Source organism: Anaerosacchariphilus hominis, assembly GCF_014290175.1.
Lineage (GTDB): Bacteria > Bacillota > Clostridia > Lachnospirales > Lachnospiraceae > Laedolimicola > Laedolimicola hominis.
Map to the genome: position 1 here is coordinate 336,958 of NZ_JACOOR010000004.1, position 24,413 is coordinate 361,370.

Consider the following 24,413-nt stretch of genomic DNA (forward strand, 5'->3'; position numbering starts at 1 on the left):
TTCTGATGAAAAGGTATCATTTCTAACTTTACACTATTCTCACAAGAATAGCAAGTTTAACTGGTGTAATTCTCCAGAAAATCATAAAGCTCTTCCTCTCCCGCAAGGGTCTTTCCGGAACGGATTTCCTGCTGAAGCTCCGGGGGCAGCCCGTCCGGGGAGATGTCCGTCTGCTCATAAAGGAGCCCGGAATCGCCCCGATAGACGACAATTTTGCCGTTCTCTTCCCGGAGAAGAAAGAGGTTTTCTTCGGAAGTTCCGGTGGTATCGGTGTCCGTATCCTTTGAAGAAGTGGAGGCTGTCTGCTTTTCCGGGAGGGGCGCCTCCTCTTTCTCGGTAAAATGATTCAGGCTCTGGAGCTGCTCCAGAAGGCGCGCATTTTCCTCCCGCAGTGCTTTTCCGCTGTAGAGACTTCCCGAATACCAGGCCAGAGCAGAAAAGAAGCATACGGCGAAACAGCCGGCCAGTAGTTTTTTTGTCATAAAAAGCCCTCCTTTCTGAACAGTATGTCCAAAAAAGAAAGGCTTTATCTTTATAAAAGACGAATCTTCTTTAAAATGCGTACCAGAGCGCGTCCCTTGGGGAAGGCCCGAAGCTCCTCTTCCGTGATCCCGTGAAGGAGCAGGATGAAGAAGCCATAAATCAGCACAGCCAGAACCAGACAGATGACCGTGGAGATCCGGACGCCCAGAACCTTGTGGAGCGGACTGTACAGAAGCCATACAGCCAGAGCCATGATCAGGGAAGATACGCCGGGAATCAGAAAGGTACGGATTATTTCCTGATGGTAGTCCAGATGCTTCCGGATGGCGATTCCGTTCAGGATACACATGAGAACCGCGAAGAACATATAGGAAAGCACCACGCCGTAGATATGAAGGTGGCAGAACTGTACCAGCACAATCAGAAGCGCCAGATGGGTCACAAGGGCAATAACGGCGTTCCTTACGGGAATCCGCATGCGATCGATACCTTGAAGGATGCCGTTGGTCAGTGTGGACAGCCCGTAGAAGATCACGGAAGCGGAACCCATGAGGAAAAGCTTCGGCGCGATGGAATTGCTGTTCCAGGATAACAGATCCAGGATGGGCTCGCCCAGAGCGGTCAGGCCGAAGGCGCTGGGGATACAGATGAGCATGACCATGCGGATGGCTCCATCAGTCTTTCGACGCATCTCATCCCACTCCCCCGAAATCCGGGCCCGGGTCAGGGCCGGAATCGTAGAGGCGGACAGGGCCGAAGCCACCGCGATAGGTACATTGGTGAGCAGCTTATATTTGCCCACATAGATGCCCCAGTAAATTTCCACAGTACTCTTCTCCGCCTTCTGCAGATCCAGCATCAGGTACTTGAAAACGCCCTGATCGATGATACCGCTGATGTTATAGACGGCGGTACTTAAGATAACCGGAACGATGGTCAGAACCAGAACCCGGAGAATACTGCAGTAGCTCTCCCGCTGGCTGATTCGATCCCGCCGGATATTCTTCTGAAGTATCCGGTTGTACATGAGCATAACGAGAATCAGGAACAGGAGTCCCGCTGCCGCGCCCAGGCTGGTGCCCAGTGTGCTGCCTGCCGCTCCATAGATGGCGCCGCTCTTTCCGTTGGTGACGCCCGCCGCTGCGTCAAGCCTGGCTCCGTAGGAATAGAGATAACTGGCCGCCGCGATACTGACCACCGCATTGACCATCTGTTCGATGATCTGGGAAATGGCAGTGGGCATCATGGTTCCCATGCCCTGGAAATAGCCCCGGAGAACACCCATAACGGCCATGACAAAGACAGCCAGAGCCAGTACCTTCAGACAAAGCTCGCTTTCCGGTGTATTCAAAAGAGTTCCGGTGAAAAAGCCGGCGCCGAAAAAGGTCAGGGCCGAACCGGCTGCACCCACGATCAGGGACATGTAAAGGGCTCCCTTGAAGGCCCGCCAGGCATTCCGGTGTTCTCCAAGAGCTACCCGGGCCGATACCACCTTGGATACGGCCAGAGGGAGACTGTAGGAGGAAATTAAAAGGACTACATTGTAGATCTCGTAGGCCGCGGAATAGTAATCATTTCCGTGGTCTGTGATAATATTGGTGACAGGCAGACGGTACAGAAGGCCGATGATACGGCTGATAATGGAGGCCGCGGCCAGGATACCGCCCTGCATGATATAGTTGGATTTTGAACTTTTTTTATTTCCCATGTCGTTCCTGTCCTTACTCGATTACCACATCGTCTTTATAGTCGTTCCAGATGATGCAGATAAAGGTGGTTCCGTTATTCAGGGTAATCTCCTGATCGTTCTCATCGTAATAACGGGCCGGCGTACCCAGTTCGCCCGGATTTTTCCAGTAACCGTCGATCTCCTTACCATTGGTGAAGATCTTGCACTCATTGCCGTTGGACTGGGTGGCGAAATGGAGATAATCCTTGGCGTCCAGTACATTGCCGTCGCAGTACTGGAAAATCACATTGGTGACTGCCACCTGCTTACCGTTTAGCTCGTCCGTGTGAGGGTTGCCATAGGTCCAGCGGTAGTACTTCCGGTCGGAGGCGTTATATTTGAAAGTAGCCCTGACGCCGCCGAAGCCGTTTTTACCGCCGTCTCCGCCGGGCTTTAAAACAGTAGCATCCGGATAGCCCTCGTATTCGGCAATCTCACCGGTATCCGCAAACTTGAATTTTCCGGGATAATCCTCGGGCATGGTCATATCATAGCCCTTTTTCTCGATATCCTTTTTGATTCCCTTGGGGAAAGCATAAAGAGTATGTTCCGTAGCTTTTCCGGGACGACTGATGCGGTCATACATGGCCGTGGCCGGGTGTTGGATGCCCTTGGTGCCGCCGGAGAGAACGTCGTATTTGCCGCTGTTCAGAGCTTCAAGGGCATACTGGGCCTGTCCGAAATGGGCGTAGATGGGATCAAACTCCTGGGACAGGTGCAGATAATAGAGACGGCAGCTCCGCACAGAGCCGATGCGTTCCAGATTCTCCCAGTCCTCAAAAACACCCATCCAGCGGGTGATACGTCCCTCCACAGGGCACTCATAGATGACAGAGGCATTTGAAACGCCAGACATGGGAAGAGCTGCGGAGGTATTATTCAGCATGATGGCCAGGGGCCGCTGCTTTCCCAGGGTCTCGTCGATCCATTCGCCTGTAAAATAGCTGCGGATCTTTCCATCTACCACCTGGCGCTCAGCCGGAGCGGTCTCCTCTTCCGACGTCTCTTCCGGGGTTTCCTCAGGCGCGGCCGTGTTCGCCAGCACTTCGGCTTCGGTATTAAAGCCGTTGTTTGCTTCGGTTTCCGCTTCTTTATTGCCGCAGCCAGCCAAAACGCAGCTGCAGAGCAGGGCGCAGAGCAGTCCCGTTATCTTAAGGTTCTTTTTCATTCGGAAGGTCCTCCCCTATCGTAAAATGTTCAGGCTTTCCAGAATCGCTGCCTGTTTCTGCTCCATGACGGCCGCCTCCTGGGGCACTTCATGGTCATAGCCGAACAGATGCAGCATACTGTGGGCGATGAGGAACGCGTACTCCCGTTCCCGGCTGTGGCCGTACTTCTCTGCCTGTTCGATGACTTTGTCTGTGGAAATGATGATATCGCCCAGCAGCAGCTCCCCCGTCTCCGGATTGAAGCAGTCTACGGCGTCCTCCTCCATGGGAGAGAAATCCGCGGGACGCTCATACTCCAGCATGGGAAAGGAAAGGACATCCGTGGGACGATCGATCCCCCGGTGGTTCCGGTTGATCTCGTGGATGCCCGCATTGTCGGTGAGAAGCAGGTTCACCTCTGCTTCGTAGGGGCAGCTTTCATAATCCATGGCCGCCTCAATGACCTTGTTCGCGATCCCCTCTGTATCTACATCCGGAAGGGGCGTTGTGCTTTCATCTTCGATGTTGATTGTCATGACTGTCCTTTCTGGCGCTTCTTCTCTCCTGTGCCTTTTCATAATTCTCATAAGCCTGTACGATCTTCTGCACCAGTGGATGACGCACCACGTCTTTGCTGGTAAGCTCGCAGAAACCGATATCTTCCACCCTGGACAGAACCCGCAGAGCCACCTCCAGGCCTGAACGGGTGCCGGAAGGCAGATCCTTCTGGCTGGCATCGCCGGTGACGATGACCTTGGATCCGAAGCCGATACGGGTCAGGAACATTTTCATCTGGGCCGGCGTGGTATTCTGAGCCTCGTCCAGGATGATATAGGCGTTGTCCAGGGTACGGCCGCGCATGTAGGCCAGCGGGGCCACCTCAATGAGTCCTTTTTCCATATTTTTCAGAAAGCTTTCAGTCCCCATGATCTGATAGAGAGCGTCGTAAAGGGGACGCAGGTAGGGATCCACCTTACTCTGGAGGTCTCCGGGCAGAAAGCCCAGCTTCTCTCCGGCTTCGATAGCCGGACGGGTCAGGATAATCCGGCTGACCTCGTTATTCTTAAATGCAGTGATAGCCATAGCCATGGCCAGATAGGTCTTTCCGGTTCCTGCGGGACCGGTGCCGAAGACGATCATGTTATTGCGGATGAGATCCACATATTTTTTCTGCCCAAGGGTCTTGGGTTTGATGGGAGTGCCGTTGATGGTGCGGCAGATGAGTTCCTTGTCAATCTCCACCACGGCCTGCTCCTGTCCCTCCATGGAGAGAGCCAGGGCATAGTCCACATTCTGCTCCTGGATTACATTGCCCCGTCTGGACAGCTCCAGAAGCTGTTCAAAGACACGGGCGGCCTGTCTGGTGTACTCTGCGGGGCCCAGGATCTTTACTTCCCCATCCCGCGCCACCACGGAGACCTTCAGGGTCTGTTCTATTTTCTTGATGTGGCTGTCAAACTGGCCGAACACATTGCTCTCATGTTCGGCGGGGACATCCAGAATCTTTTCTACAATATTACTCAAGTATGGTTGCTCCTTCTGTCAGGTTTTTGGGAATTCCCAGTTTCTCCAGAACCACGATGGTTCCTGAAGAGGCGCACGAATTCCTGCCGATATCTATTGTAACATCATTTTCTACAATTTGAACCCCTTTTTGTATCAAATTTCCTAAAAATTCATTAAGATTGGCCTGGGCCAGGGTCCGGGCCTGGGAGGGACAGTAGTGATCCGTGTAAAGTTCATAGGCCTCCAGACGGATTTTACGGAGAGACAGGGGTAGATAAAAGTTCTCGGTGATCCGCAGCTGGTATTCTGTCTCCAGACGGGTAAAATCCGGCCCGGGAGCCTTTGGCTCCCGGGAAAACCGTTTATTTCCAAGCTGGATGGACAGACCGTAGCGGCAGACTCCGGTAAAATGCTTCTCCTCATGGGACAGTGGGAAACTGTCCTGATAGACATACTCGGTCCGGGCCCAGACGTCCGCGTCCGCCCGAGTATACCGGATATCGGTCACTTCCCCGCTGTCATTCCGGATCTCCACGGCTCCGCTGACCAGGAGAGTTCCGGTATCCACTGAGTCGCCCGGCTTTACCTGGGCCACTCCCTTTCGGACCAGCACGCTGGTGATGATACCCGGCCGGGAAGCCACCAGATCCCGGGGTGTATCTTCCGTTTTTTCTGGTTTCGCGGCCTCCACATCCCGGTTTTCCCGGATCCGGATCAACAGTCTGGTGCCGCGGATTTCTGCAGAAACCCAGGTAATATCCGGAAAATGGATCCGGAGCATGGACTGGATCTCCTTGCAGTCCGCATGGGATTTCGGCATGCCGTGGAGGATCTGCTCCGAAGCCAGATAGTCCAGAATTACATCAGTACTTTCGGCCTGATTTCCCTCGATATGGATGTTCCAGATAAAAAGGGACATGGTATACAAAAAAAGAACGCAGAGTAAAATTCCCACGGGAAACATCTTTCGATCCCGATGGCGGTACAGAAAAAAAGGAAGGCCGTGCCGTTCCGTAATCAGAACACGGGCCCGTGCCTTCCTGCACAGAGGTCGAAGCTTCCGGAAGTCCCGGATACTCAGATTCATTTCATAGGACGTTTCACAGCTCTCCAGATCCCAGATAATGATGTGGCGGGCTTTGCACAGATTCAGGAAACGTTCCGGGGAATAGCCGGAAAGCCGGATCCGTACATAGCCCTTCAGATATCGGAAGAAGGAAATCAACAATATTTTACCTCCTCAATCAGACCGGTAATCTTCATTTCATCATTGGTGTAATAGGCGATTTCCAGCTGTGCGCCATGGATTTCCAGCTTACAGGTCCTGGCCTGAATCCGGATCAGGGTTTCCGTATACTCAATGAGGCTCATGTAGTTCTCCACATAAGCCTCATGCTTTCCGGTAATCGTCGTAATCACTGCCCCGAGAGTCAGATCCTTTGGCAGCTGCAAGGCATCCGACATCTGTTCCTTCAGTCCCATATATCACCCACAGGTTCCGGACCTCTGCCGTTCTTACCTTCACTATATGCAGTTTAAAAAAGAGGTAGACCGGATTTACCTCCTAAAGCTTATAAAGAATCAGGCTGAACCAGGTCACCAGACGACTGCCGCTTAAGAACGTGATGTCATGGCGTTCCGCCAGCTCAGTCACCAAAATCCCGTAGCTCTCGATGCAGGGGAACATCCTGTCCGGATGGCGGCAGGGGCCCGCCGGATAGGCACAGTGTTCACAGATGGCGCAGGATTCTGTGGACAAAACCAGCGTGTCCGTCACATCCTCTGCCATACGCGCGCGAATCTGCCGTGTGACCTCCTCGTGCTCCATCCGGGTAGCCAGCATGGCCGACATATCCTCGGTGTCCACATCCTCCGCGATAGTGGTAAAGATCAGAGCTCCGTCATAGCCGGCGCAGCGCGCTTCACACTCCTTTACCGTGCCCACCGCAGGGGGACAGGACCAGGAGGTCCCGTACCGGGGACACTCGGTCCTGCAGATATAGCGGACCTCCTCCCGGAAGGGAATCTCCGGGATCTCCACAAAGGCATACTCGCAGACAGGAAATTCCGCCAGGGTCCGCTCCATATTTTCCCTGAATACTTCGCCGCCGGTCATATTACAGCAGGGACGCGCGAAGCTCTTCGCCGCTCTTGGGGCTTAAGTAGGCCGGAGCCACGTCAAATACGGTCTTGCATCCGCTTAAGCCTTCCCGGGACATCTTATAGGCGGCTCTTGCGTAGGCCACCAGCACGCTGGAGGTGAATTCCGGGTTAGAATCCAGCTTCAGTGTATATTCGATCAGGTGACGGTTCTCCTTTTCCCGTCCGGTGACGCCACTTCGCAGAACGAAACCGCCATGGGGCAGACGGCTGTGATCCCGCTGCATTTCCTCCTCGGTAATGAAATGAACGGTGGTATCATAGTCGGCGAAGTAGTTGGGCATGGATGTGATCTCTTCTTCCACCTTTGCGGGATCCGCTCCTTCCTCCAGAACCACAAAGCATTCTCTCGTATGCTTGTCCCGGGTGGTCAGCTCCGGATCCTCTCCGGCCCGTACAGCTTCCAGAGCGCTCTCCACCGGAATGGTGTACTGTCTCGCGTCCTTTACACCTGGGATACGGCGTACCGCGTCAGAGTGTCCCTGGCTTACGCCTCTGCCCCAGAAAGTATAATCTTTTCCTTCCGGCAGAATAGCATTTGCGTACATGCGGTTCAGGGAAAACAGTCCCGGATCCCAGCCCACAGAGATAATGGCCACCTTGCCGCTCTTCTTTGCCTCTGCGTCCACATCCGCGAAATGCTCCGGGATCCGCGCGTGGGTATCAAAGCTGTCGATGACATTGAAATACTTGGCGCACTCGGGGGTCTGCTTCGGCAGATCGGTGGCGCTTCCACCGCAGAGGATCAGCACATCCAGCTCATCCTTCCAGTCTGCCAGCTTATCGGCGCTTACCACCCGAGCTGTCCGGGACCAGATCTGCAGCTCCTCCGGATTTCTTCTGGTAAAGACTGCCTTCAGTTCCATATCCGGATTCTGTGCTACGGCGCACTCCACGCCTCTGCCCAGATTTCCGTATCCCATAATTCCGATTCTGATGCTCATAGATAAATTCCTCTCTTTCTCTTCCTTTTATTCATTTTACTGCGGGGTCTCGTAAAGGATCAGGCCGCCCCGCTGGGCATGCCCCGTATTCCACAGGTCGTCCATATCAAGCCATCGGCTTTCACCATAGGTGACTGCCCTGGCCATGCAGGAATCTCCGGCCGTGTCGTACCCGGTCAGAAGAAACCAGTGCCACACATAGTCGCTAAACAGCGGATTCTCATGCTTCAGCAGAAGACAGGGAACCGGAAAGCCAGCATCGATCTGGTGTATCAGGGCCTGCTTGGCATCTTCCGCGCTCTCTGTGCCGGGAAGGGCCCGCATGCGGATGCTGTGACAGTCCTTATCCTCCAGATACTTTCCATAGCCCTCTATGTACAGATCCAGGGAATTGATCCCTGTGTGCCGAGGCTTCAGATAAGGTTTCATTTTCATGCCGAATTTTACATAATCCTTTTTGGTCAGGGCAGTTTTTTCAAAGGGATAAAGTCCCGTCGTACCTTTATAGCAGTCGAAGTAAATACTGCTGTCGCAGGCGGTAACCGCCGCGCAGCCGCCGATCTTCATGGCCGGATCCCAGAACCAGTCCTGCCTTCCTCCGTAAGAATGTTCGATTACAAAATAATCCAGTTCCTTCTGCATGTCATGTCGTGTCCTTTCCTGTTCCAATACCATTTCAGCAAACGAGAGCACCTCAGGTGCTCCCATTTCCTACCCATATTATAATTTTTTGTGTTCCAATAGTCAATCCATTTACTTCATATAATCTTTACTTCATGTAATGCTGATAGGCGGCCACATGGTCGTAGATGCACCGCCAGCCACTGTGGGCGTCCGCTGTTACACAGAGATAACCATGTCCGTCCGAAGCCACGGCATAGCTGGCCGCGCAGTTGCCGGACTGAACCACATAGCCGGTCTTGGCGCAGAGTACCTCTCCTGGAATCTCCTTATCCTCGATGCGGCGTAGAAACCAGTTGGAGATCTGGATACCGTCCGGGTGCTGGTCTGTGGATGAGGTGGTGTAGGTATGAGCGGACAGGATCTCCCGGCAGAGTTCATTGTCCACAGCCGCTTCCAAAATCACAGCCATATCATAGAGAGTACAGTAATGGTTCTCGTCGTAGAGACCCACACAGTTGGTAAAATGGGCCGTTCCCGACAGCCCCAGAGCGTCGAGCTTTTCATTCATCAGCTGCACAAAGGCATCCAGGGAACCGGACACATAAAAAGCCAGTCCGGCCGCTGCGTCTCCGCCGGAAGGAAGGATGGTTCCATAGAGCAGATCCCGCACGGTTACGGTTTCATTCTCACCGAAGCCCACGGCGCTGCAATCATTAGAATAGCTGTAATCCGTAATCTCCCGGGTAATGGTAAAGGTGTCGTCCAGATCCGTCACATGTTCTGCCGCCACCAGCAGAGTCAGTATCTTGGTCATGGAAGCGGGACTGATCCGCTCTCCGGCTCCCTTCTGGGCGATAACGGTCCGGGAGTCCACATCAACCATCAGGGCCCGGGTGCTGGTCACATCGTCGCTGCCCAGATAAGGGGCCGTGTCCAGGCCGCTGATGACGTAATCGGCCGCCGACTTGGAGGACGCGGCAGGAACGCTGTCAGAATCCTCCGTGGTATCTTCGGACCGGGCGGTGAGATCCACCGTATCAGATGTAAAAATACCGCTGACCGCGTTCAGGGTGCCAGCTTTCTCCACAACCGGAGCCTCAGAGATTTTGGCAGCTTTCTTTCCGGCCAGGGCTTTAACAGTAAAAATCAGAAGGCTGATAATCAAAATCAGAACGAAAGCCAGTCCGGTCAGAACCAGCGCCCGTTTGATGCGGGCTCTCCGTCTACGCTTCCGCCTCCGTTCCGCCCGTCTGCGGGCCCGCAGACGCTCCCGCCGTTCTTCGTCCAGTTCTGTATCGATCTCGCTCACAGCTGTTTCCTCCGCTCCTGGTTTCTAAAATAATACTATTCGTTATTTTAACAGAAAAAAAATCCGGTTTCAATATACAAACGAATATACAAACCTTTCCGGATCGGTTATACTGGAGAATATGACAGAAAAAGGGAGAGTAGTTAGACATGACACACGTAACGGCACTGATTCATCAAATATACAGTTTTCTCTGGGGCGATCTCATCACGATTCCGCTGCCCGGCGGAAGCTCTCTGGGGCTTTCGCTGCTGGTGCTGCTTCTGGCCCCGGCAGGAATTTACTTTACCGTCCGGACCCGGGGACTTCCCTTCCGGCTTTTCCCGGAGATGCTTCGGGTCTCCATCGAAAAGCGCAGTCCGGAGCACAAAGACGGAATCTCGGGGCTTCAGGCCCTGATCGTCTCCACGGCCACCCGGGTGGGCATGGGAAATCTCATCGGTGTGGTGGCCGCCATATCCGCCGGAGGTCCGGGCGCAGTCTTCTGGATGTGGGTAATGGCCCTTCTGGGCTCCTCCACCGCTTTCGCGGAAGCCACACTGGCCCAGATCTACAAGCAGCGGGATCCCCTCTACGGCGGCTTCCGGGGCGGTCCGGCCTATTATATTCACGCCCTGTTTGTGAAACCCGGAAGCAAAAAGAAGCGTTCCGTCATCGCGGCGCTCTTTGCCCTCTCCGGTCTCCTGTGCTGGTGCGGTATCAGCCAGGTCATAGGTAACTCGGTATCCTCAGCTTTTCAGAACGCCTTCCACATCCCGCCGCTGTACACCACCATCATACTGGTTCTGGTGGCAGCTTTCATTGTGCTTCGGAAAAACGCCACTGTAAAGGTACTGGATCTGGTAGTTCCGATTATGGCCGGCTTCTATTTTTTGTTGACACTTTTTATTATCTTTAAAAATATCGGACAGGTTCCGGCGGTCTTCGCCCGGATCTTTCAGGAAGCCTTCGGACTTCGTCAGGCTGCGGCCGGAGGTATGGGCGCGGTCGTTATGAACGGTATCAAGCGCGGCCTCTTCTCCAACGAAGCAGGAAGCGGTTCCGCCCCCTGCGCGGCCGCAGCGGCTGACATCAGCCATCCGGCAAAGGAAGGCCTTCTGCAGGCCCTGGGCGTCTTTATCGACACTCTGCTCATCTGCAGCTGTTCGGCCCTGATTATGCTTCTGACTCCTGCCACGCTGACCGATGGGCTCCAGGGCATGGATCTGTTACAGACCGCCATGCGCTACCACATCGGCGAGATCGGTGTGATCTTTATCGCCGTCATCCTGTGGCTGTTCAGCTTCTCCACCTTTATCGGAATCCTGTTTTATGCCCGTTCCAATGTGGCCTATCTCTTTGGAGATAACTGGATCTGCCAGGCTCTTTACAAGGTACTGGCCCTGGTGATGCTTTTCATCGGTGGACTGGCTGCCTATACCTTCGTCTGGGATCTGGGCGACATCGGCATCGGCCTTATGACCATCTTCAATATGATGGCGCTGATTCCACTGTCTCCAAAGGTGATTGAAAGCCTGAAGGACTATGAGCAGAACCACCGGCACGATAAGACTCTGTAGGTATCTATTCCAAAATCAAAAAGGGCTGTCGCAAAATGTGATGCAACAGTCCCTTTACTTTTTATTTAACGAATTATTTATGATAGGGTTCATGTTTCATGATCCGATAGCTCCGGTACAACTGCTCCAGCAGTACCACCCGCATGAGCTGGTGGGGAAAGGTCATACGGGAAAAGCTTAAAGCGTAATCCGCGCGCTTCATCACAGCCGGGGCCAGGCCCAGGGAACCGCCGATGACAAAGGCAATATGGCTGGTGCCGCCGACACCCAGGCTCTCGATCTTCTGGGACAGCTCCACAGAATCCAGCATCTTCCCTTCGATGGCCAGGGCGATGACGTAGGCATCGTCCTTCAGGGCTTTCAGGATCCTCTCGCCTTCCTTTTCCCGGATGGCCAGTTCTTCGGCCTCGCTGGCTCCGTCCGGGGTCTTTTCGTCCGCCAACTCCAGGATCTCCAACTTGCAGTAGCGGCTGAGACGCTTGGAATATTCTTTGATGGCGTCCGTAAAATATTTTTCTTTGATCTTTCCCACGACTACACAGGTGATTTTCATAATTCGATGACATCCATATCTTCCGGAATGTAAAGCTTCCCGGTAAAGTATTGTTCACCCTCCGCCCGGTACAGCTCCTGACGGCGGTCGATGTTCTTGTCCTCGGTGTGATAGAGAAGCAGGTTCTTCACATGCAGACGTTCCGCCAGCTCACAGGCGTCCTTGACCGTGGAATGATGTTTCTCGTAGGGATGAAAGATATCTGCCTGTCCGTCCAGACAGAAAGCCTCGTGGAGCAGCCAGTCACTGTCAGCCGCGTATTTTTCTTCCCGGTCATTGTAAGGCTCGTCGCCGCAGCAGGTGAGCTTTCGGCCATCTCCCAGATCCAGCATGTAACCAAACTGTTTTGCCTTGGTGGAGCCGATATCGAAAAAGGTGTAGTTGTGCCCCAGAATTATCTTCCGCTCGCCGTCGGCCACGGGAACCAGGTGTACCCGGTCGCCGATGAGCTTCGTCTCTTTTTTGTTCAGCAGCATCTCTGCCAGGGTCAGCAGCATTTCGGTTAGCTCCTGGTGGGCGTAGATATAAGCCTCTCCCTGGTATTTTCCCGCGTTCATATTCTGACAGATCACACGCATCATCCAGATAATGCCCATCACATGGTCGATGTGCTTATGGGTTACAAAGATATGGTGGATCTCATTGACGTCGATTCCGGCCCGTTTCAGCCTTGCCAGGATTTCACTGCCGCCGCCCCCGTCCACCAGAAGATGGCCTTCCTCTCCGGTCAGCACATAACAGGTATTATAGCATTCAGTTACCAGCGCGTTGCCGGTTCCGAGAATTGTAAGTTTCATGTGGAATCCTCCCGTATTCAAAAACCCCGGAAACATCCATGGATGCCCCGGGGCTTCTGTTGTTTTTATTTATTTCTGGCTCAGATACTCGTGGATGCCCTTTGCAGCCTCTTTGCCTGCGCCCATTGCCAGGATAACGGTAGCTGCGCCTGTTACAGCGTCTCCGCCTGCGAATACGCCGGCCTTGGAGGTAGCTCCTGTATCCTCTGCAGCAACGATACATTTTCTCTTATTGATTTCCAGACCCTTGGTAGTGGAAGAAATCAGCGGATTCGGGGAGGTTCCCAGAGACATGATAACGGTATCGACGTCGATATCGAACTCAGATCCCTTTACCTCTACCGGGCGTCTTCTTCCGGAAGCATCCGGCTCGCCAAGCTCCATGCGAACGCAGCGGATACCCTTTACCCAATCATTCTCGTCCTCGAGAATCTCTACCGGGTTGGTCAGCAGATCGAAGATAATGCCCTCTTCCTTAGCATGATGTACTTCTTCCTTACGTGCCGGGAGCTCTTCCTCGGAACGACGGTAGATGATATGTACCTCAGCGCCCAGACGCAGTGCAGTACGGGCAGCGTCCATAGCTACGTTGCCACCGCCGACTACGGCTACCTTCTTGCCGTGGAAAATCGGGGTATCGTAATTCTCATCAAAGGCCTTCATCAGGTTATTTCTGGTCAGGAACTCGTTTGCGGAGAATACGCCGCAGGCTGTCTCACCCGGGATTCCCATGAACTTCGGAAGTCCTGCGCCGGAACCGATGAATACCGCGTCGAAGCCCTCCTTCTCCATCAGCTCATCAATGGTAACGGACTTGCCGATGATAACGTCGGTCTCGATCTTTACGCCCAGAGACTTCACATTCTCTACCTCCGGAAGTACGACGCCGTCCTTCGGAAGACGGAACTCCGGAATACCGTATACCAGAACGCCGCCTGCCTTATGCAGTGCCTCGAAGATGGTTACATCGTAGCCCAGCTTTGCCAGGTCGCCTGCGCAGGTCAGACCTGCCGGGCCGGAACCGATGACTGCTACCTTCTTGCCGTTCTTCTCTGCAGGAGCTGCCGGCTTAATGCCCTGCTCTCTTGCCCAGTCAGCTACGAAACGCTCCAGCTTACCGATGGAAACTGCCTCGCCCTTGATACCGCGGATGCAGCGTCCCTCGCACTGACTCTCCTGGGGACAAACACGTCCGCAGATAGCCGGAAGCGCAGAAGACTCGCTGATAACGCTATATGCCTTCGCAAAGTCGCCTTCCTTTACTGCGCCGATGAAATCCGGAATATGAATCTGTACCGGGCATCCTTCCATACATTTTGCTTTCTTACATCCGAGACATCTCTGTGCCTCTTCTACTGCCTCGTCCTTATTGTAACCAAGGCAAACCTCATCGAAGTTCGTAGCACGAACCTTCGGCTCCTGCTCTCTTACCGGAACCTTCTTTAATACGTCAGCCATTACTTGTCACCTCCGCAATTTCCACATCCGCCGTGATGTGTCTTTCCTTCTTTGTATGCAAGCATGCGGCGGCCTTCCTCTGTCTTATACATAGCTGCACGCTTCATCGCCTGATCGAAATCGATCTTGTGGCCGTCAAACTCCGGTCCGTCTACACAGGCAAACTTAACCTCGTCGCCTACTACCACACGACAGGCTCCGCACATACCGGTTCCGTCTACCATGATCGGGTTCATGCTGACGATGGTGGGAATGCCCAGCTTCTTGGTGGTCAGACAGGCGAACTTCATCATGATCATCGGTCCGATGGCAACACACAGGTCATAGTGATGACCCTCGCTTACCAGCTTCTCCAGCATAGCGGTACCCACTCCCTTGAAGCCATAGCTTCCGTCGTCGGTACACAGATACAGGTTGCCGACCTTGCTCATCTCTTCTTCCATGATCAGGATGTCCTTGGAACGGGCACCGATGATGATGTCGCACTCTACGCCGTGATCATGGAGCCACTTTGCCTGAGGATATACCGGAGCGGTACCTACGCCGCCTGCGATGAAGATAACTTTTTTCTTTTTTACTTCTTCAAAGTCGTCGGTAACCAGCTCGGACGGACGTCCCAGCGGTCCTACAAAATCGAGGAAATAATCTCCCTCTTTCAGGTCTACCATCTTGCTGGTAGATACGCCGATGGGCTGGAATACGATGGTAACGGTTCCGGCCTCTCTGTCATAATCACAGATAGTCAGCGGAATACGCTCCCCTGTCTCATCCAGTCTTACGATAATGAACTGTCCCGGCTGACAAGAAGCTGCCACTCTCGGAGCGAGGACAACTTTCTTGTAAACGTTTGCAGAGAGCTGCTCTGCTTTTACAATCTTGAACATACGTTTCCTCCTGGAGTATAATCTACGGATCTTTCAAACCCGCTTAAGGGCCGTCGGAAGTCTTCCCACGGCCAAATTCAACTCATCATTATTATAATAATGCAAAATTACGCAGATTTCAACTGTTTGTAATGATTTTTTAAGGATACAATCCATTGACAGGCTGATGTTACACTTCATAGTCAAAGCAGGCCCGATCGCAGGTCACCGGCTTGATGACTTCAGTGGCCACGGCCACATGCAGCGGATGTACCTGATAGGCTGCCAGATCCTCGGCGTTGTCCACATCGGATACCAGAAGCAGCTCCCGATTGCTCCCCGGAAGCTTGTTCAGCTTCATTTCCGCAAAGGTCAGGCCTTTGATCTGGCCCACCAGCGCCTTCAGACGGGCGTCCGCTTCCTTTGCCACCGCTTCCTTCTGCTCTTCAGGAAAATCCTCTTTGAAATTCCACATAACAAGATGCTTTACCATAATCTTTCTCCTCCTTTATTCCTCCGGATCCTCGGGCGCGTTTTTGACGCTGGGGAAATCCAGTTTATATACAAGAACCAGCGGTTCGCTGATCATGCCCTTTTTATTGATAGCTACAGCACTTAAGAGCACATCGCCCTCTTCCATCAGTTCAATGGGGGCTTCGTAGCGGGTACTGTCCCTGGTGGGAACACTTCCATCCAGAGTATAGTAAATGGTGCCGTACTCTGCGGACAGGTTTAATCGCAGATAATAGCTGTAGCTGCCCTCGGGAGTATCGCAGGCAGGCTTTTCAATCCGATAAGGAAGCAATGTCTTCTGAATATCTTTGTAGGGACATTCCTCGATGATGGAACCGACCAGCTCCGTCTGCCCGGTTTCATTAAGCAGATCCATCATTTCCAGATACAGATCTTTCAGAATATCGCTGTCTCCTCTGGCGGACGCCTCCAGCTTCAGGGCATCCTCCATACAGCTGACAGCGGTTTCCTTGGCGTTCAGTGCTCCATAGGCCTGTGCCAGAAGACGCAAAGGCTCCACATCGCTGCCCTCCGCTTCACTTTGGAGTTCCTGGGCTTGTCGAAGGTGCAGAATGGCTTTTTTGTAGTCCTGCTTTTCCACGTATCTTCGGCCCTTCCGAAGCTGCCAGGCGTAGCTGTTGTCGCTGGTCATAGCGGAATAGGAAGCGTAAAAAGCACCGAAGCAGATAAAAAGCACGGCCACCGTCAGGGCGCACTTCTGCCAGAGTCCCAGATGGAGACGTTTCTTCTTTTCAGAAAGCCTACTCTTTTTCGTATGTGTTTTCTGTCCGTCATCCTCCGGGTGGATGACCGTTCGTTCTTCTGTTTGTGATTCAGCTGCACTTTTCGACTCGCCGGGCTCCTCCCGGCCAATCAGAAGCTCGTCTATGGGATCGTAATCGGGAACGATCTGAATCTCATGACCGCAGTGTTCGCAGTAAATTAGGCCCGGTTTCAGCTCATGGCCGCAATTTGGACACTTCATAGGGTTCCTCTCTTTTGTCTCAGTCTGTCAGAAAAGCCCATCAGGCGTATTCCTCCAGATATCGTTCAAACTCTTCCATGGTCATCAGAATTTCCCGGGGCTTGGTTCCGGCTTCCTCTCCCACCACTCCGGCGTCGGAAAGCTGATCCATGATCCTGGCGGCCCGGTTAAAGCCTACCTTGAACCATCGCTGCAGCATACCGATGGAGGCCTTATCCTTTTCAATGATAAACTTTCCGGCTTCCGCGAACAGGGGATCTCGTTCAGGACTGTCGCTCTGGCTGCCGGAGGCGATTTCGGTCTCTGGGGTCTGGGGCGCGTTAATATGCTCTTCCACATCCGCACGGTAGGTGACACCGGTATTGTTCTCTTTTAGGAATTCCACCACGGTGCTGACCTCCTCATCGGAGACAAAGGCACCTTGGACACGGACGGGCTTTGGATAGCCGTAGGGATAAAAGAGCATGTCGCCCTTTCCCAACAGCTTTTCCGCGCCGTTCATATCCAGAATGGTTCTGGAATCCACGCCGGAGGATACGGCGAAGGCGATACGGGACGGCATATTTGCCTTAATCAAACCCGTGATGACATTGACAGAGGGACGCTGGGTGGCAATGATCAGATGAATACCGGCCGCCCGGGCCAACTGGGCCAGACGACAGATAGCATCCTCCACCTCGCCGGGAGCCACCATCATCAGGTCCGCCAGCTCGTCCACTACGATGACGATCTGGGGCAGCTTCTGGGGCTTAGTATCATCCTGGATCTGTTCGATATTCCGGATTTTCTCGTTATATCCGGCCAGATTCCGGACATTGTATTCCGCAAAAAGCTTGTATCGGTGAGTCATCTCAGCTACGGCCCAGTTCAGGGCTCCTGCCGCCTTCTTCGGATCGGTGACCACCGGAATCAGAAGATGAGGAATGCCGTTGTAGGTACTCAGCTCCACCACCTTGGGATCGATCATGATAAGCTTCACCTCGTCAGGCGCGGCTTTGTAGAGAATACTCATGATCAGGGTATTGATACAGACGGACTTACCGGAACCTGTGGCTCCGGCGATGAGCAGATGGGGCATCTTGGCGATGTCCGTCACCATGATCTTTCCGGCGATATCCTTTCCCACGGCAAAGGCCAGCTTGGATTTGTGATTCTTAAACTCCTGGGAGGCTACCAGTTCCCGGAAGGATACGATGGAATTCTCCGCATTGGGGACCTCGATGCCCACAGCTGCCTTGCCGGGGATGGGGGCCTCGATCCGGACGTCGGTGACGGCCAGATTCAGCTTGATATCGTCGGCCAGGCTGACGATCTTATTGACCTTCACGCCCTGATCCGGCTGCAGCTCATAGCGGGTAACGGCAGGACCCTGGCTTACGTCGGTCACTGTGACGCCTACGCCGAAATCCCGAAGGATTTGCTGCAAGTGGATGGCTGTCTCATGGAGAATCCGATCGGTGTCTTTGTTTTCTTCATGCCGCACCTGATTTAGGAGACGTAAGGGCGGATATATGTACATACGCTTCTGTGGAACCGTATGATCCGGTACAGGGCCTGAAGTCTGTCCTTCGACCTGCCCGGCAGGCTTCCCTGTTATTCCGGAAACCGGAGAACCTGAAGAACTGGAATGGCTCTCAGTCGAAGGCGTCCGGGGGTGGTCGGAAGATGTGGATTTAGATATTATGGGAGCAGGAGAAACCGTAGGTTCTGCGACTGGCGCTTCCTGATAGGAAGCAAATTCTTCTTCCGGATCCGGTTCCTGTTCCGGCTCCGGAACGGACCGTGCTCTGTGAATGGGGATCCGGAACATGTCATCCAGATCTTTAAGATCCGGCTGCGCATCGAAACTTCCGGAGCTTTCAAGCCCGGCAGATTCCGAAAAGCTGTCATCTGTCTTCTGGAAATCAGCATCGGGAAGGGTAATCTCCCGCATTTCATCGGTATAGTTTTTGACAGGAGCAGCGGACGGGGACAGCTCCGGCTTCAGATCGGAATCCGGTTCCGGCTTTGAAAGGGCCGTTTCGCCTAAGGCCACACCGGACACTCTGTGTTCGATGCGGGCCTTCCTGCACTCCTCTTCCTCCCGGGCTTCCTGTTCCTCCTGAGCCTGCCGTCTGGCTTCTCTTCGCTCCTCCGCCAGCTTTCTGTGACGAATGGCGTCTTCCCGGGCTGTGTCGTATACCTTTTTACTTCCGGTGCGGACCCCTCCGATAAAGGAGCGCTCTGTGATAATGACCGCGCAGATGATAAAGAGAACCAGAAGAATGATCCAGGCTCCCACAGTACCAAAGGCTCCGGTCAGAACCTTGCAGATGATGCCGCCGAAGAAGCCGCCTCCGGTTTTATGCTCTGCAGAATAGGCGTAAAAATCAGCTGCAGTACTGATATCGTCTTTTGCGCCCCCCACAAGCTGGAACAGGGCGCAGAGCAGGAAACCCGCGACTATCATGGCGCCCACCTTCACAGCGGCGATGGTATTGTCCCGGTTTGAGATGGAAAAGGCCGTCACCAGAAACAACACCACGGGCAGCACATAGGCAAAGACGCCGAACAGGCCGAACATCAGGCTGCTGACCAGATTCCCGGCTGCTCCGCCGATGTCGAAATTACTGAGAAGCAGTAAAATGGACACGGCAAAAAGAACCAGAACGATCACCTCGTCCCGGATAAATGCGTCTTCCTCCCGGCGTTTCGCCGCCGCTCTTTTTCCTGTATTTCTTCCGCCTGTTTTTTTCGAGACGGCGGTTTTCTTTCGTGTGGTGGTCCGGCGGCTGCCGGAGTTACCTGAAGCCATTCTATTTTTGTCCTCCCATAACACAATTCATTTTATTATAGCATTTTCATGCGGGTCTGTCCACGCATCATTTTCCCGGATGAGTCTCTTCAGGGCAGCAAAGGCCTCCCGGATGCCGCCTACGGCGTCGATGATCCCCTCTTCTACCGCCTGTGGCCCCACCAGCACTGAGCCCACGTCCTTAGTCAGCTCCCCGGTCTCCATCATCAGCGCGTTTAGCCGTTGGATGGAAATATGGCTATGTCCCACAATAAAATCGGAGATACGGTTCTGAATCTTCTGAAAATAGTCGAAGGTCTGTGGCACACCGATGATCAGTCCGTTCATGCGGACCGGGTGAATCATCATGGTTCCGCTGGGGACAATAAGAGAATAGTCCGCGGATACGGCCAGGGGAACACCGATGGAATGGCTGCCGCCCAGTACCAGGGACACGGTGGGCTTGCTTAAGGAAGCAATCAGCTCCGCAATAGCAAGCCCGGATTCCACATCGCCTCCTACTGTATTGATGAGCACCAGAAGTCCCTGGAGCTCTCTGCTGTCCTCCAGTGCCGCCAGCTGAGGAATCACATGCTCGTACTTGGTGGTCTTGGAAGAGGCCGGAAGGCACTCATGACCCTCGACCTCGCCGATGATATTCAGCAGATGGATCCTGGTTTCTCCGTCCGTCAGTGTCAGCTGTCCATCGTCCTCTGCCTGAGGGGAACGGTTAGCTGCTGCCTGTCTTGTTTCCTTCTTTGCTTCGTTGTCTGAATTGATACTCTTTTCCATAAAAATACCCTGGCCTTTCTGCATACATTTTCTTTAGTATGCCGAAGGACCAGGGTGTTTATACTCTGTTTAAGCCATGTATTTCTGCTTCAGATCATATACCATATCCATGTAACACTTCTGACAGGCTTCATTCTCCTTCTCCTCAATGAGGTGGATACAGTCGGTCAGATAGGTGTCCCAGATACCGGCGTAGATCTCCGCTTTGTTTTCCTGACGTCCAATCCGGTTCACAATGGTCGGCGCGATATTGTAGTATTCCTTTACCAGCGCCTCCCCATCCTCTGTATTCATGAGATACTCATCCCGGTAGGACCGCAGGAGCTCCAGCTCATAGCAGTCGTCTGTCTTTCCCTGGCTCTCGCAGGCTGCGGTGGTGATATAACAGAACTTGCGGTGGAAACCGCTTTCGATCTTCTCGTAATCGGCCTTTCCCACAGCAGTGCGGAAAGTGGTATTCCATTTTTCAATGATGGCGTCAGTCAGCGGATCCGCAGACTGGCCCTTCATTTCCAGAATCGCCGGAAATACATAGATGGCAAGCAGCATATTGTAATTAATCTGCTGTTCGCTGCGCTTTCCCTTTTTGGGGATATTCTCAAGCTCTGTCTGAGCGGCAGTTACCAGCCGTTCCGCAAGCTTCTCTGTCCATGCGGCAGGATTCTCCTCCTGCTGGTATACGGCCTCTATGGCCTGAATGGTATCCATGTGTCTGCGAAGATAAGCCTGAAAAGCCTCCGGATAGACATTTTTCTTAAAGGATGCCATGGGGTTCTCTTCCTGAAGCAGCATGTCCTCGATGCCCTGCATCGCCTGATTATAGCTTTCTCCGTATGCTACCAGATCCATATATGTACTCCTCCCTACTCGTCCCAGTTATGGTACACGTTCTGGACGTCGTCATCCTCGTCCAGCAGGTCAAGGGTTCTCTGAAGATTCTTGATGGCATCTTCATCTGTCAGTGTTACATAAGTCTGAGGAATCATGGTAACCTCAGCTTCTGCCATGGGAATTCCCTTCTCTTCCAGTGCCGCGCGCACTTCACTGAAGGAATCTGGATCAGTCAGAATCTCAAAGCTGTCCTCCTCCTCGGAGAAATCCTCGGCACCCGCGTCCAGGGCAAGCATCATCAGATCGTCCGGCTCCATATCGCACTCTTCCCGGTCCACGATGATCTGTCCCTTCTTATCGAACATATAAGATACGCAGCCCTGGTTTCCGATGGAACCGTTACCCTTGGTGAAGGCACTCCGTACATTGGCTGCGGTACGGTTTTTATTGTCGGTCAGCGCATCTACGATGATGGCGATACCGTTGGGACCGTATCCTTCATAGGATACATACTCATAGTTTACGGCGTTGGCATTGCCCGCAGCCTTCTTGATGCCGCGGTCGATGGTATCGTTGGGCATGTTCGCTGCCTTTGCCTTGGCGATGACATCACGGAGCTTGCTGTTGTTATTGGGGTCTGCGCCGCCTTCCTTTACGGCTACGGCCAGCTCACGGCCGATAATGGTAAAGATCTTTCCCTTTGCTGCGTCGTTCTTCTCTTTTTTATGCTTAATATTCGCAAATTTTGAATGTCCTGACATGATAAAACACTCCTATTCTTCCTGTACTTTTTACGTCTGACCTGTTCTCCCGGCAGACGTTCTTATCTATTTTATCACTAATTTTTTCAGATGGCAAGTCTTATGTATGCAGTTCCAGACTTACCAGCAGAGCCGCGTCCACCCGTTTCAGGGAAAGCTCATCCAGATGGCAGATCTTATCCCGCAGCCGCTGCTTATCAATGGTTCGCAGCTGTTCCAGCAGGATCACGGAGTCCCGCACGATCTGGCACTGTCTGGTGCTGAGCTCCACATGGGTGGGAAGCTTAGCTTTATTCATCTTTGAGGTGATAGCCGCCACGATGACCGTGGGGCTGTGCCGGTTCCCGGTATCGTTCTGAATCACCAGAACCGGACGGACACCGCCCTGCTCCGATCCGATGACCGGCCGAAGATCCGCATAATAGATATCGCCCCGTCTGATTATCACATTTTTCACACTCCGATTTTAAAAATACTCTGCCGCTTTCACGGCCACATCTCAAGTATTTCCAAAATGCGGAAATGTATACAAAGGAACGGGTTCCCTAACTGGGGCTGTAAAAATCGTGTACCTCAGACACCTTTCCATGGCGTAGATAAATCCGGGGAACACGCTGGGAAATATCGCAGACAAACTCATAGTTAAAGCGTCCGGACAGCCCTGCCAGCTCATCCACAGATAAAAAGGCACCGTGATCCCGTCCAAAGACGGTGACCTCCATCCCTGCTCTGGCTTCAGGGATATTCGTCACATCCACCATGAGCTGATCCATACAGACTCTGCCGCAGATGGGGGCTCGCTTTCCAGCTATGAGCAGATAGCCGCAGTTTGAGAGGCTGCGGGGATAACCGTCCGCGTAACCCACTGGAACCGTGGCGATACGCCGTCTGTCTCTGGCCTGATAGATTCCTCCGTAGCTGACCTGGGTCCCGGCTTCGATCTCTTTTACATGAACGATATGGCTCCGGATCTCCATGGCCGGTTTTAAAGGCACCAGTTCTTTCTTTACTTCATCGGAGGGGTACAGGCCGTATACGGTGATGCCTGCCCGTACCATATCCAGATTAGCCTCCGGCACGTCGATGATTCCTGCACTGTTGGAGCAGTGACGGATAGGAAAATGAACGCCTGCCCTTTCACATTTTTCCGCAAAAGAAAGGTACCTCTTTAACTGCATCTTTGTATAACTTTTATCCGCTTCGTCGGATTTGGCGAAGTGGGTAAAGAGGCCTTCGATCTCCAGGCCCGGAAGCTTGGCGATCTCACAGATGGTACGGACGCTTTCCTCCGTATCCTGGAAACCGATACGGCTCATGCCTGTATCCAGCTTGATGTGTACCTTTACAATCTTCTGCTGTCTCACGGCCTCCTGGGAGAGCTCCTTTGCCATATCAGCCCGAAACACAGTGGCCCGCACATCCAGTTCCACCAGCTCCGGATAATCTTCCGGGAACACATAACCCAAAATCAGTACCGGCTTTTGAATCCCGTTCCGGCGAAGCTCCGCCGCTTCTTCCATGGTGGCGGCAGCAAAGCCCCAGAGATAGTCTTTCTCTTCAATCATGCGGGCGATGGGAAGGGCTCCGTGTCCGTAGCCGTTGGCCTTCACCACGGCAGCCAGCTTCGTGCCGGGAGCCAGGTTCCGTTTCATGGCTTCAAAATTTTCTTCGATGGCGTCCAGATCCACATAGGCGGCCACTCGTTTATATTGTTTCATAATTTCTGCTCCTAACTGTATACTATGCTTTCCCATGCAAAAGGGGAGCCCTGAAGCACCTTTTGCTTACCGGATTCCCCTTTTTATTCTGTCTGTGGATAAGGTTATCTCCCTCAGGAACGCGGATGCTCCTTTTCATACCGGGTGATATTGTAAGACAGCTGCATCAGGCTCTCGGACAGATGAACATTCTCCACCAGCACATCCGAAGGAACGTCCAGATCGATGTGGGCAAAGTTCCAGATGGCCTTAATACCGTATTTCACAAGAAGGGCGGTCATCTCTTCCGCCTTGGACTTGGGAAGGGTCAGTGCCGCTATCTGAATCTGCTCGTCCCGAATGAAGCTCTCCAGATCATCCAGCATGTGAATGGGAATTCCGCGGACACTTAAGCCTTTCAGCACCGGATTTACATCAAAGATCCCCTTGATATAGAAACCGCGCTTTTCGAAATCCACGTAATTGGCCAGAGCCTGACCCAGATTACCGCCGCCGATGATGATCATATTATGCTTTTTATCCAGTCCAAGTATCTTACCGATCTCCTCATACAGATACTTGACATTGTATCCATAGCCCTGTTGTCCGAAACCACCGAAATTATTTAAGTCCTGCCGGATCTGAGAAGCCGTCACACTCATACGGGAACTCAGTTCGCCGGATGAAATCCGTTCCACGCCGTTCTCCATCAGTTCACCCAGATAACGATAGTAGCGCGGAAGTCGTTTGATTACTGCTTTTGAGATCTCTCTCTCTTCCATAGTTGCACATCCCTCAATCATTCTTTTCAAAAAACTGCTTTTATTATAAGCGATTTTGAAAAAAGTTGTCAATGTTTTTACAGAATTCTTGAGAAAGAATCTTAGATTTTACTTGTCCGGGACAGGGATATTCGTTATAATAAGAA

At 53.0% G+C, this 24,413-nt stretch carries 25 protein-coding genes; 1 reads left to right on the top strand and 24 read right to left on the bottom strand.

All coding sequences use genetic code 11. The annotated features are described in order from the left end of the window. Positions 1 to 56: 56 nt before the first annotated feature. The 11 genes from H8S44_RS08740 to H8S44_RS16410 all read right to left on the bottom strand — a co-directional run bounded on the left by H8S44_RS08740 (position 57) and on the right by H8S44_RS16410 (position 9,903). The gene (locus tag H8S44_RS08740; RefSeq protein ID WP_186872154.1) at positions 57 to 482 is read right to left on the bottom strand and encodes a hypothetical protein; all 426 of its coding nucleotides are present in this window, start codon (positions 480 to 482) and stop codon (positions 57 to 59) included. Between the two features lie 50 nt (positions 483 to 532). Next, on the bottom strand, positions 533 to 2,191 hold the full coding sequence (locus tag H8S44_RS08745; RefSeq protein ID WP_186872155.1) for a putative polysaccharide biosynthesis protein: 1,659 nt from the start codon (positions 2,189 to 2,191) through the stop codon (positions 533 to 535). Positions 2,192 to 2,204: 13 nt separating this feature from the next. Continuing rightward, entirely contained in the window at positions 2,205 to 3,380 is a 1,176-nt protein-coding gene (locus H8S44_RS08750; protein WP_186872156.1) for a DUF3048 domain-containing protein, read from the bottom strand. A 15-nt stretch (positions 3,381 to 3,395) separates the two neighbouring features. Further along, complete coding sequence (gene ybeY, locus H8S44_RS08755; protein WP_186872157.1) at positions 3,396 to 3,896, bottom strand: rRNA maturation RNase YbeY; 501 nt, start codon at positions 3,894 to 3,896, stop codon at positions 3,396 to 3,398. After that, the gene (locus tag H8S44_RS08760) at positions 3,874 to 4,884 is read right to left on the bottom strand and encodes a PhoH family protein (RefSeq protein ID WP_186872158.1); all 1,011 of its coding nucleotides are present in this window, start codon (positions 4,882 to 4,884) and stop codon (positions 3,874 to 3,876) included. The genes ybeY and H8S44_RS08760 overlap by 23 nt, the downstream gene beginning before the upstream one ends. Further along, a complete protein-coding gene (locus H8S44_RS08765) occupies positions 4,877 to 6,094 on the bottom strand; it encodes a sporulation protein YqfD (RefSeq protein ID WP_186872159.1) in 1,218 nt (405 codons plus the stop codon). The genes H8S44_RS08760 and H8S44_RS08765 overlap by 8 nt, the downstream gene beginning before the upstream one ends. Further along, on the bottom strand, positions 6,088 to 6,348 hold the full coding sequence (locus H8S44_RS08770; protein ID WP_243167528.1) for a YabP/YqfC family sporulation protein: 261 nt from the start codon (positions 6,346 to 6,348) through the stop codon (positions 6,088 to 6,090). The genes H8S44_RS08765 and H8S44_RS08770 overlap by 7 nt, the downstream gene beginning before the upstream one ends. 82 nt (positions 6,349 to 6,430) lie before the next feature. Continuing rightward, complete coding sequence (locus H8S44_RS08775; protein ID WP_243167531.1) at positions 6,431 to 6,952, bottom strand: DUF2284 domain-containing protein; 522 nt, start codon at positions 6,950 to 6,952, stop codon at positions 6,431 to 6,433. A gap of 31 nt (positions 6,953 to 6,983) precedes the next feature. Beyond that, positions 6,984 to 7,970, bottom strand: a complete 987-nt coding sequence (locus tag H8S44_RS08780) for a diaminopimelate dehydrogenase (RefSeq protein ID WP_186872161.1) — start codon at positions 7,968 to 7,970, stop codon at positions 6,984 to 6,986. Between the two features lie 36 nt (positions 7,971 to 8,006). After that, positions 8,007 to 8,612, bottom strand: a complete 606-nt coding sequence (locus tag H8S44_RS08785; RefSeq protein ID WP_186872162.1) for a hypothetical protein — start codon at positions 8,610 to 8,612, stop codon at positions 8,007 to 8,009. A 127-nt stretch (positions 8,613 to 8,739) separates the two neighbouring features. Then, positions 8,740 to 9,903 carry a D-alanyl-D-alanine carboxypeptidase family protein gene (locus H8S44_RS16410; protein ID WP_186872163.1) on the bottom strand — a complete coding sequence of 388 codons (1,164 nt, stop codon included), beginning with the start codon at positions 9,901 to 9,903 and terminating at the stop codon, positions 8,740 to 8,742. Positions 9,904 to 10,052: 149 nt separating this feature from the next. Here H8S44_RS16410 and H8S44_RS08795 point away from each other — a divergent pair, with 149 nt between their 5' ends. Further along, positions 10,053 to 11,462: an alanine/glycine:cation symporter family protein gene (locus tag H8S44_RS08795; RefSeq protein WP_186872164.1), complete on the top strand. Its 1,410-nt coding sequence runs from the start codon at positions 10,053 to 10,055 to the stop codon at positions 11,460 to 11,462. Positions 11,463 to 11,535: 73 nt separating this feature from the next. Here the strand turns inward: H8S44_RS08795 and rlmH are convergent, their stop codons facing one another. The 13 genes from rlmH to H8S44_RS08860 form a co-directional block, all read right to left on the bottom strand. Further along, complete coding sequence (rlmH, locus tag H8S44_RS08800; protein WP_186872165.1) at positions 11,536 to 12,015, bottom strand: 23S rRNA (pseudouridine(1915)-N(3))-methyltransferase RlmH; 480 nt, start codon at positions 12,013 to 12,015, stop codon at positions 11,536 to 11,538. Beyond that, the gene (locus tag H8S44_RS08805; protein WP_186872166.1) at positions 12,012 to 12,812 is read right to left on the bottom strand and encodes an MBL fold metallo-hydrolase; all 801 of its coding nucleotides are present in this window, start codon (positions 12,810 to 12,812) and stop codon (positions 12,012 to 12,014) included. Before H8S44_RS08805 ends, rlmH begins: the two co-directional genes overlap by 4 nt. 69 nt (positions 12,813 to 12,881) lie before the next feature. Then, positions 12,882 to 14,270 (bottom strand): NADPH-dependent glutamate synthase, encoded by a 1,389-nt coding sequence (gltA, locus tag H8S44_RS08810; protein WP_186872167.1) that lies wholly within the window; start codon positions 14,268 to 14,270, stop codon positions 12,882 to 12,884. Beyond that, a complete protein-coding gene (locus H8S44_RS08815; protein WP_158364019.1) occupies positions 14,270 to 15,154 on the bottom strand; it encodes a sulfide/dihydroorotate dehydrogenase-like FAD/NAD-binding protein in 885 nt (294 codons plus the stop codon). The genes gltA and H8S44_RS08815 overlap by 1 nt, the downstream gene beginning before the upstream one ends. A gap of 169 nt (positions 15,155 to 15,323) precedes the next feature. After that, positions 15,324 to 15,626 (bottom strand): Dabb family protein, encoded by a 303-nt coding sequence (locus H8S44_RS08820; RefSeq protein ID WP_186872168.1) that lies wholly within the window; start codon positions 15,624 to 15,626, stop codon positions 15,324 to 15,326. Between the two features lie 15 nt (positions 15,627 to 15,641). Continuing rightward, on the bottom strand, positions 15,642 to 16,631 hold the full coding sequence (locus tag H8S44_RS08825) for a chitobiase/beta-hexosaminidase C-terminal domain-containing protein (RefSeq protein ID WP_186872253.1): 990 nt from the start codon (positions 16,629 to 16,631) through the stop codon (positions 15,642 to 15,644). A 40-nt stretch (positions 16,632 to 16,671) separates the two neighbouring features. After that, positions 16,672 to 19,425 (bottom strand): FtsK/SpoIIIE family DNA translocase, encoded by a 2,754-nt coding sequence (locus H8S44_RS08830; protein WP_186872169.1) that lies wholly within the window; start codon positions 19,423 to 19,425, stop codon positions 16,672 to 16,674. A gap of 27 nt (positions 19,426 to 19,452) precedes the next feature. Next, positions 19,453 to 20,196 carry a ClpP family protease gene (locus H8S44_RS08835; RefSeq protein WP_186872170.1) on the bottom strand — a complete coding sequence of 248 codons (744 nt, stop codon included), beginning with the start codon at positions 20,194 to 20,196 and terminating at the stop codon, positions 19,453 to 19,455. Positions 20,197 to 20,265: 69 nt separating this feature from the next. Continuing rightward, positions 20,266 to 21,045 (bottom strand): CFI-box-CTERM domain-containing protein, encoded by a 780-nt coding sequence (locus H8S44_RS08840; RefSeq protein ID WP_186872171.1) that lies wholly within the window; start codon positions 21,043 to 21,045, stop codon positions 20,266 to 20,268. A 14-nt stretch (positions 21,046 to 21,059) separates the two neighbouring features. Continuing rightward, positions 21,060 to 21,788 (bottom strand): YebC/PmpR family DNA-binding transcriptional regulator, encoded by a 729-nt coding sequence (locus H8S44_RS08845; RefSeq protein ID WP_186872172.1) that lies wholly within the window; start codon positions 21,786 to 21,788, stop codon positions 21,060 to 21,062. A 100-nt stretch (positions 21,789 to 21,888) separates the two neighbouring features. Continuing rightward, positions 21,889 to 22,236 carry a type II toxin-antitoxin system PemK/MazF family toxin gene (locus tag H8S44_RS08850; protein ID WP_186872173.1) on the bottom strand — a complete coding sequence of 116 codons (348 nt, stop codon included), beginning with the start codon at positions 22,234 to 22,236 and terminating at the stop codon, positions 21,889 to 21,891. Between the two features lie 97 nt (positions 22,237 to 22,333). Continuing rightward, entirely contained in the window at positions 22,334 to 23,506 is a 1,173-nt protein-coding gene (alr, locus tag H8S44_RS08855; protein WP_186872174.1) for an alanine racemase, read from the bottom strand. A gap of 113 nt (positions 23,507 to 23,619) precedes the next feature. Further along, positions 23,620 to 24,267 carry a redox-sensing transcriptional repressor Rex gene (locus tag H8S44_RS08860; protein ID WP_186872175.1) on the bottom strand — a complete coding sequence of 216 codons (648 nt, stop codon included), beginning with the start codon at positions 24,265 to 24,267 and terminating at the stop codon, positions 23,620 to 23,622. Positions 24,268 to 24,413: the final 146 nt, after the last annotated feature.

What these genes read in the sequence shown, in the direction of transcription:
- H8S44_RS08775 (WP_243167531.1), bottom strand. Translation starts at nt 6,952, where the DNA reads ATGGAGCGGACCCTGGCGGAATTTCCTGTCTGCGAGTATGCCTTTGTG.
- H8S44_RS08815 (WP_158364019.1), bottom strand. Translation starts at nt 15,154, where the DNA reads ATGTTCAAGATTGTAAAAGCAGAGCAGCTCTCTGCAAACGTTTACAAG.
- H8S44_RS08840 (WP_186872171.1), bottom strand. Translation starts at nt 21,045, where the DNA reads ATGGATCTGGTAGCATACGGAGAAAGCTATAATCAGGCGATGCAGGGC.
- H8S44_RS08825 (WP_186872253.1), bottom strand. Translation starts at nt 16,631, where the DNA reads ATGAAGTGTCCAAATTGCGGCCATGAGCTGAAACCGGGCCTAATTTAC.
- rlmH (WP_186872165.1), bottom strand. Translation starts at nt 12,015, where the DNA reads ATGAAAATCACCTGTGTAGTCGTGGGAAAGATCAAAGAAAAATATTTT.
- H8S44_RS08820 (WP_186872168.1), bottom strand. Translation starts at nt 15,626, where the DNA reads ATGGTAAAGCATCTTGTTATGTGGAATTTCAAAGAGGATTTTCCTGAA.
- H8S44_RS08805 (WP_186872166.1), bottom strand. Translation starts at nt 12,812, where the DNA reads ATGAAACTTACAATTCTCGGAACCGGCAACGCGCTGGTAACTGAATGC.
- H8S44_RS08860 (WP_186872175.1), bottom strand. Translation starts at nt 24,267, where the DNA reads ATGGAAGAGAGAGAGATCTCAAAAGCAGTAATCAAACGACTTCCGCGC.
- H8S44_RS08780 (WP_186872161.1), bottom strand. Translation starts at nt 7,970, where the DNA reads ATGAGCATCAGAATCGGAATTATGGGATACGGAAATCTGGGCAGAGGC.
- H8S44_RS08835 (WP_186872170.1), bottom strand. Translation starts at nt 20,196, where the DNA reads ATGGAAAAGAGTATCAATTCAGACAACGAAGCAAAGAAGGAAACAAGA.
- H8S44_RS08740 (WP_186872154.1), bottom strand. Translation starts at nt 482, where the DNA reads ATGACAAAAAAACTACTGGCCGGCTGTTTCGCCGTATGCTTCTTTTCT.
- alr (WP_186872174.1), bottom strand. Translation starts at nt 23,506, where the DNA reads ATGAAACAATATAAACGAGTGGCCGCCTATGTGGATCTGGACGCCATC.
- H8S44_RS08745 (WP_186872155.1), bottom strand. Translation starts at nt 2,191, where the DNA reads ATGGGAAATAAAAAAAGTTCAAAATCCAACTATATCATGCAGGGCGGT.
- H8S44_RS08785 (WP_186872162.1), bottom strand. Translation starts at nt 8,612, where the DNA reads ATGCAGAAGGAACTGGATTATTTTGTAATCGAACATTCTTACGGAGGA.
- H8S44_RS08845 (WP_186872172.1), bottom strand. Translation starts at nt 21,788, where the DNA reads ATGTCAGGACATTCAAAATTTGCGAATATTAAGCATAAAAAAGAGAAG.
- H8S44_RS08750 (WP_186872156.1), bottom strand. Translation starts at nt 3,380, where the DNA reads ATGAAAAAGAACCTTAAGATAACGGGACTGCTCTGCGCCCTGCTCTGC.
- H8S44_RS08770 (WP_243167528.1), bottom strand. Translation starts at nt 6,348, where the DNA reads ATGGGACTGAAGGAACAGATGTCGGATGCCTTGCAGCTGCCAAAGGAT.
- H8S44_RS08795 (WP_186872164.1), top strand. Translation starts at nt 10,053, where the DNA reads ATGACACACGTAACGGCACTGATTCATCAAATATACAGTTTTCTCTGG.
- gltA (WP_186872167.1), bottom strand. Translation starts at nt 14,270, where the DNA reads ATGGCTGACGTATTAAAGAAGGTTCCGGTAAGAGAGCAGGAGCCGAAG.
- H8S44_RS08830 (WP_186872169.1), bottom strand. Translation starts at nt 19,425, where the DNA reads ATGGCTTCAGGTAACTCCGGCAGCCGCCGGACCACCACACGAAAGAAA.
- ybeY (WP_186872157.1), bottom strand. Translation starts at nt 3,896, where the DNA reads ATGACAATCAACATCGAAGATGAAAGCACAACGCCCCTTCCGGATGTA.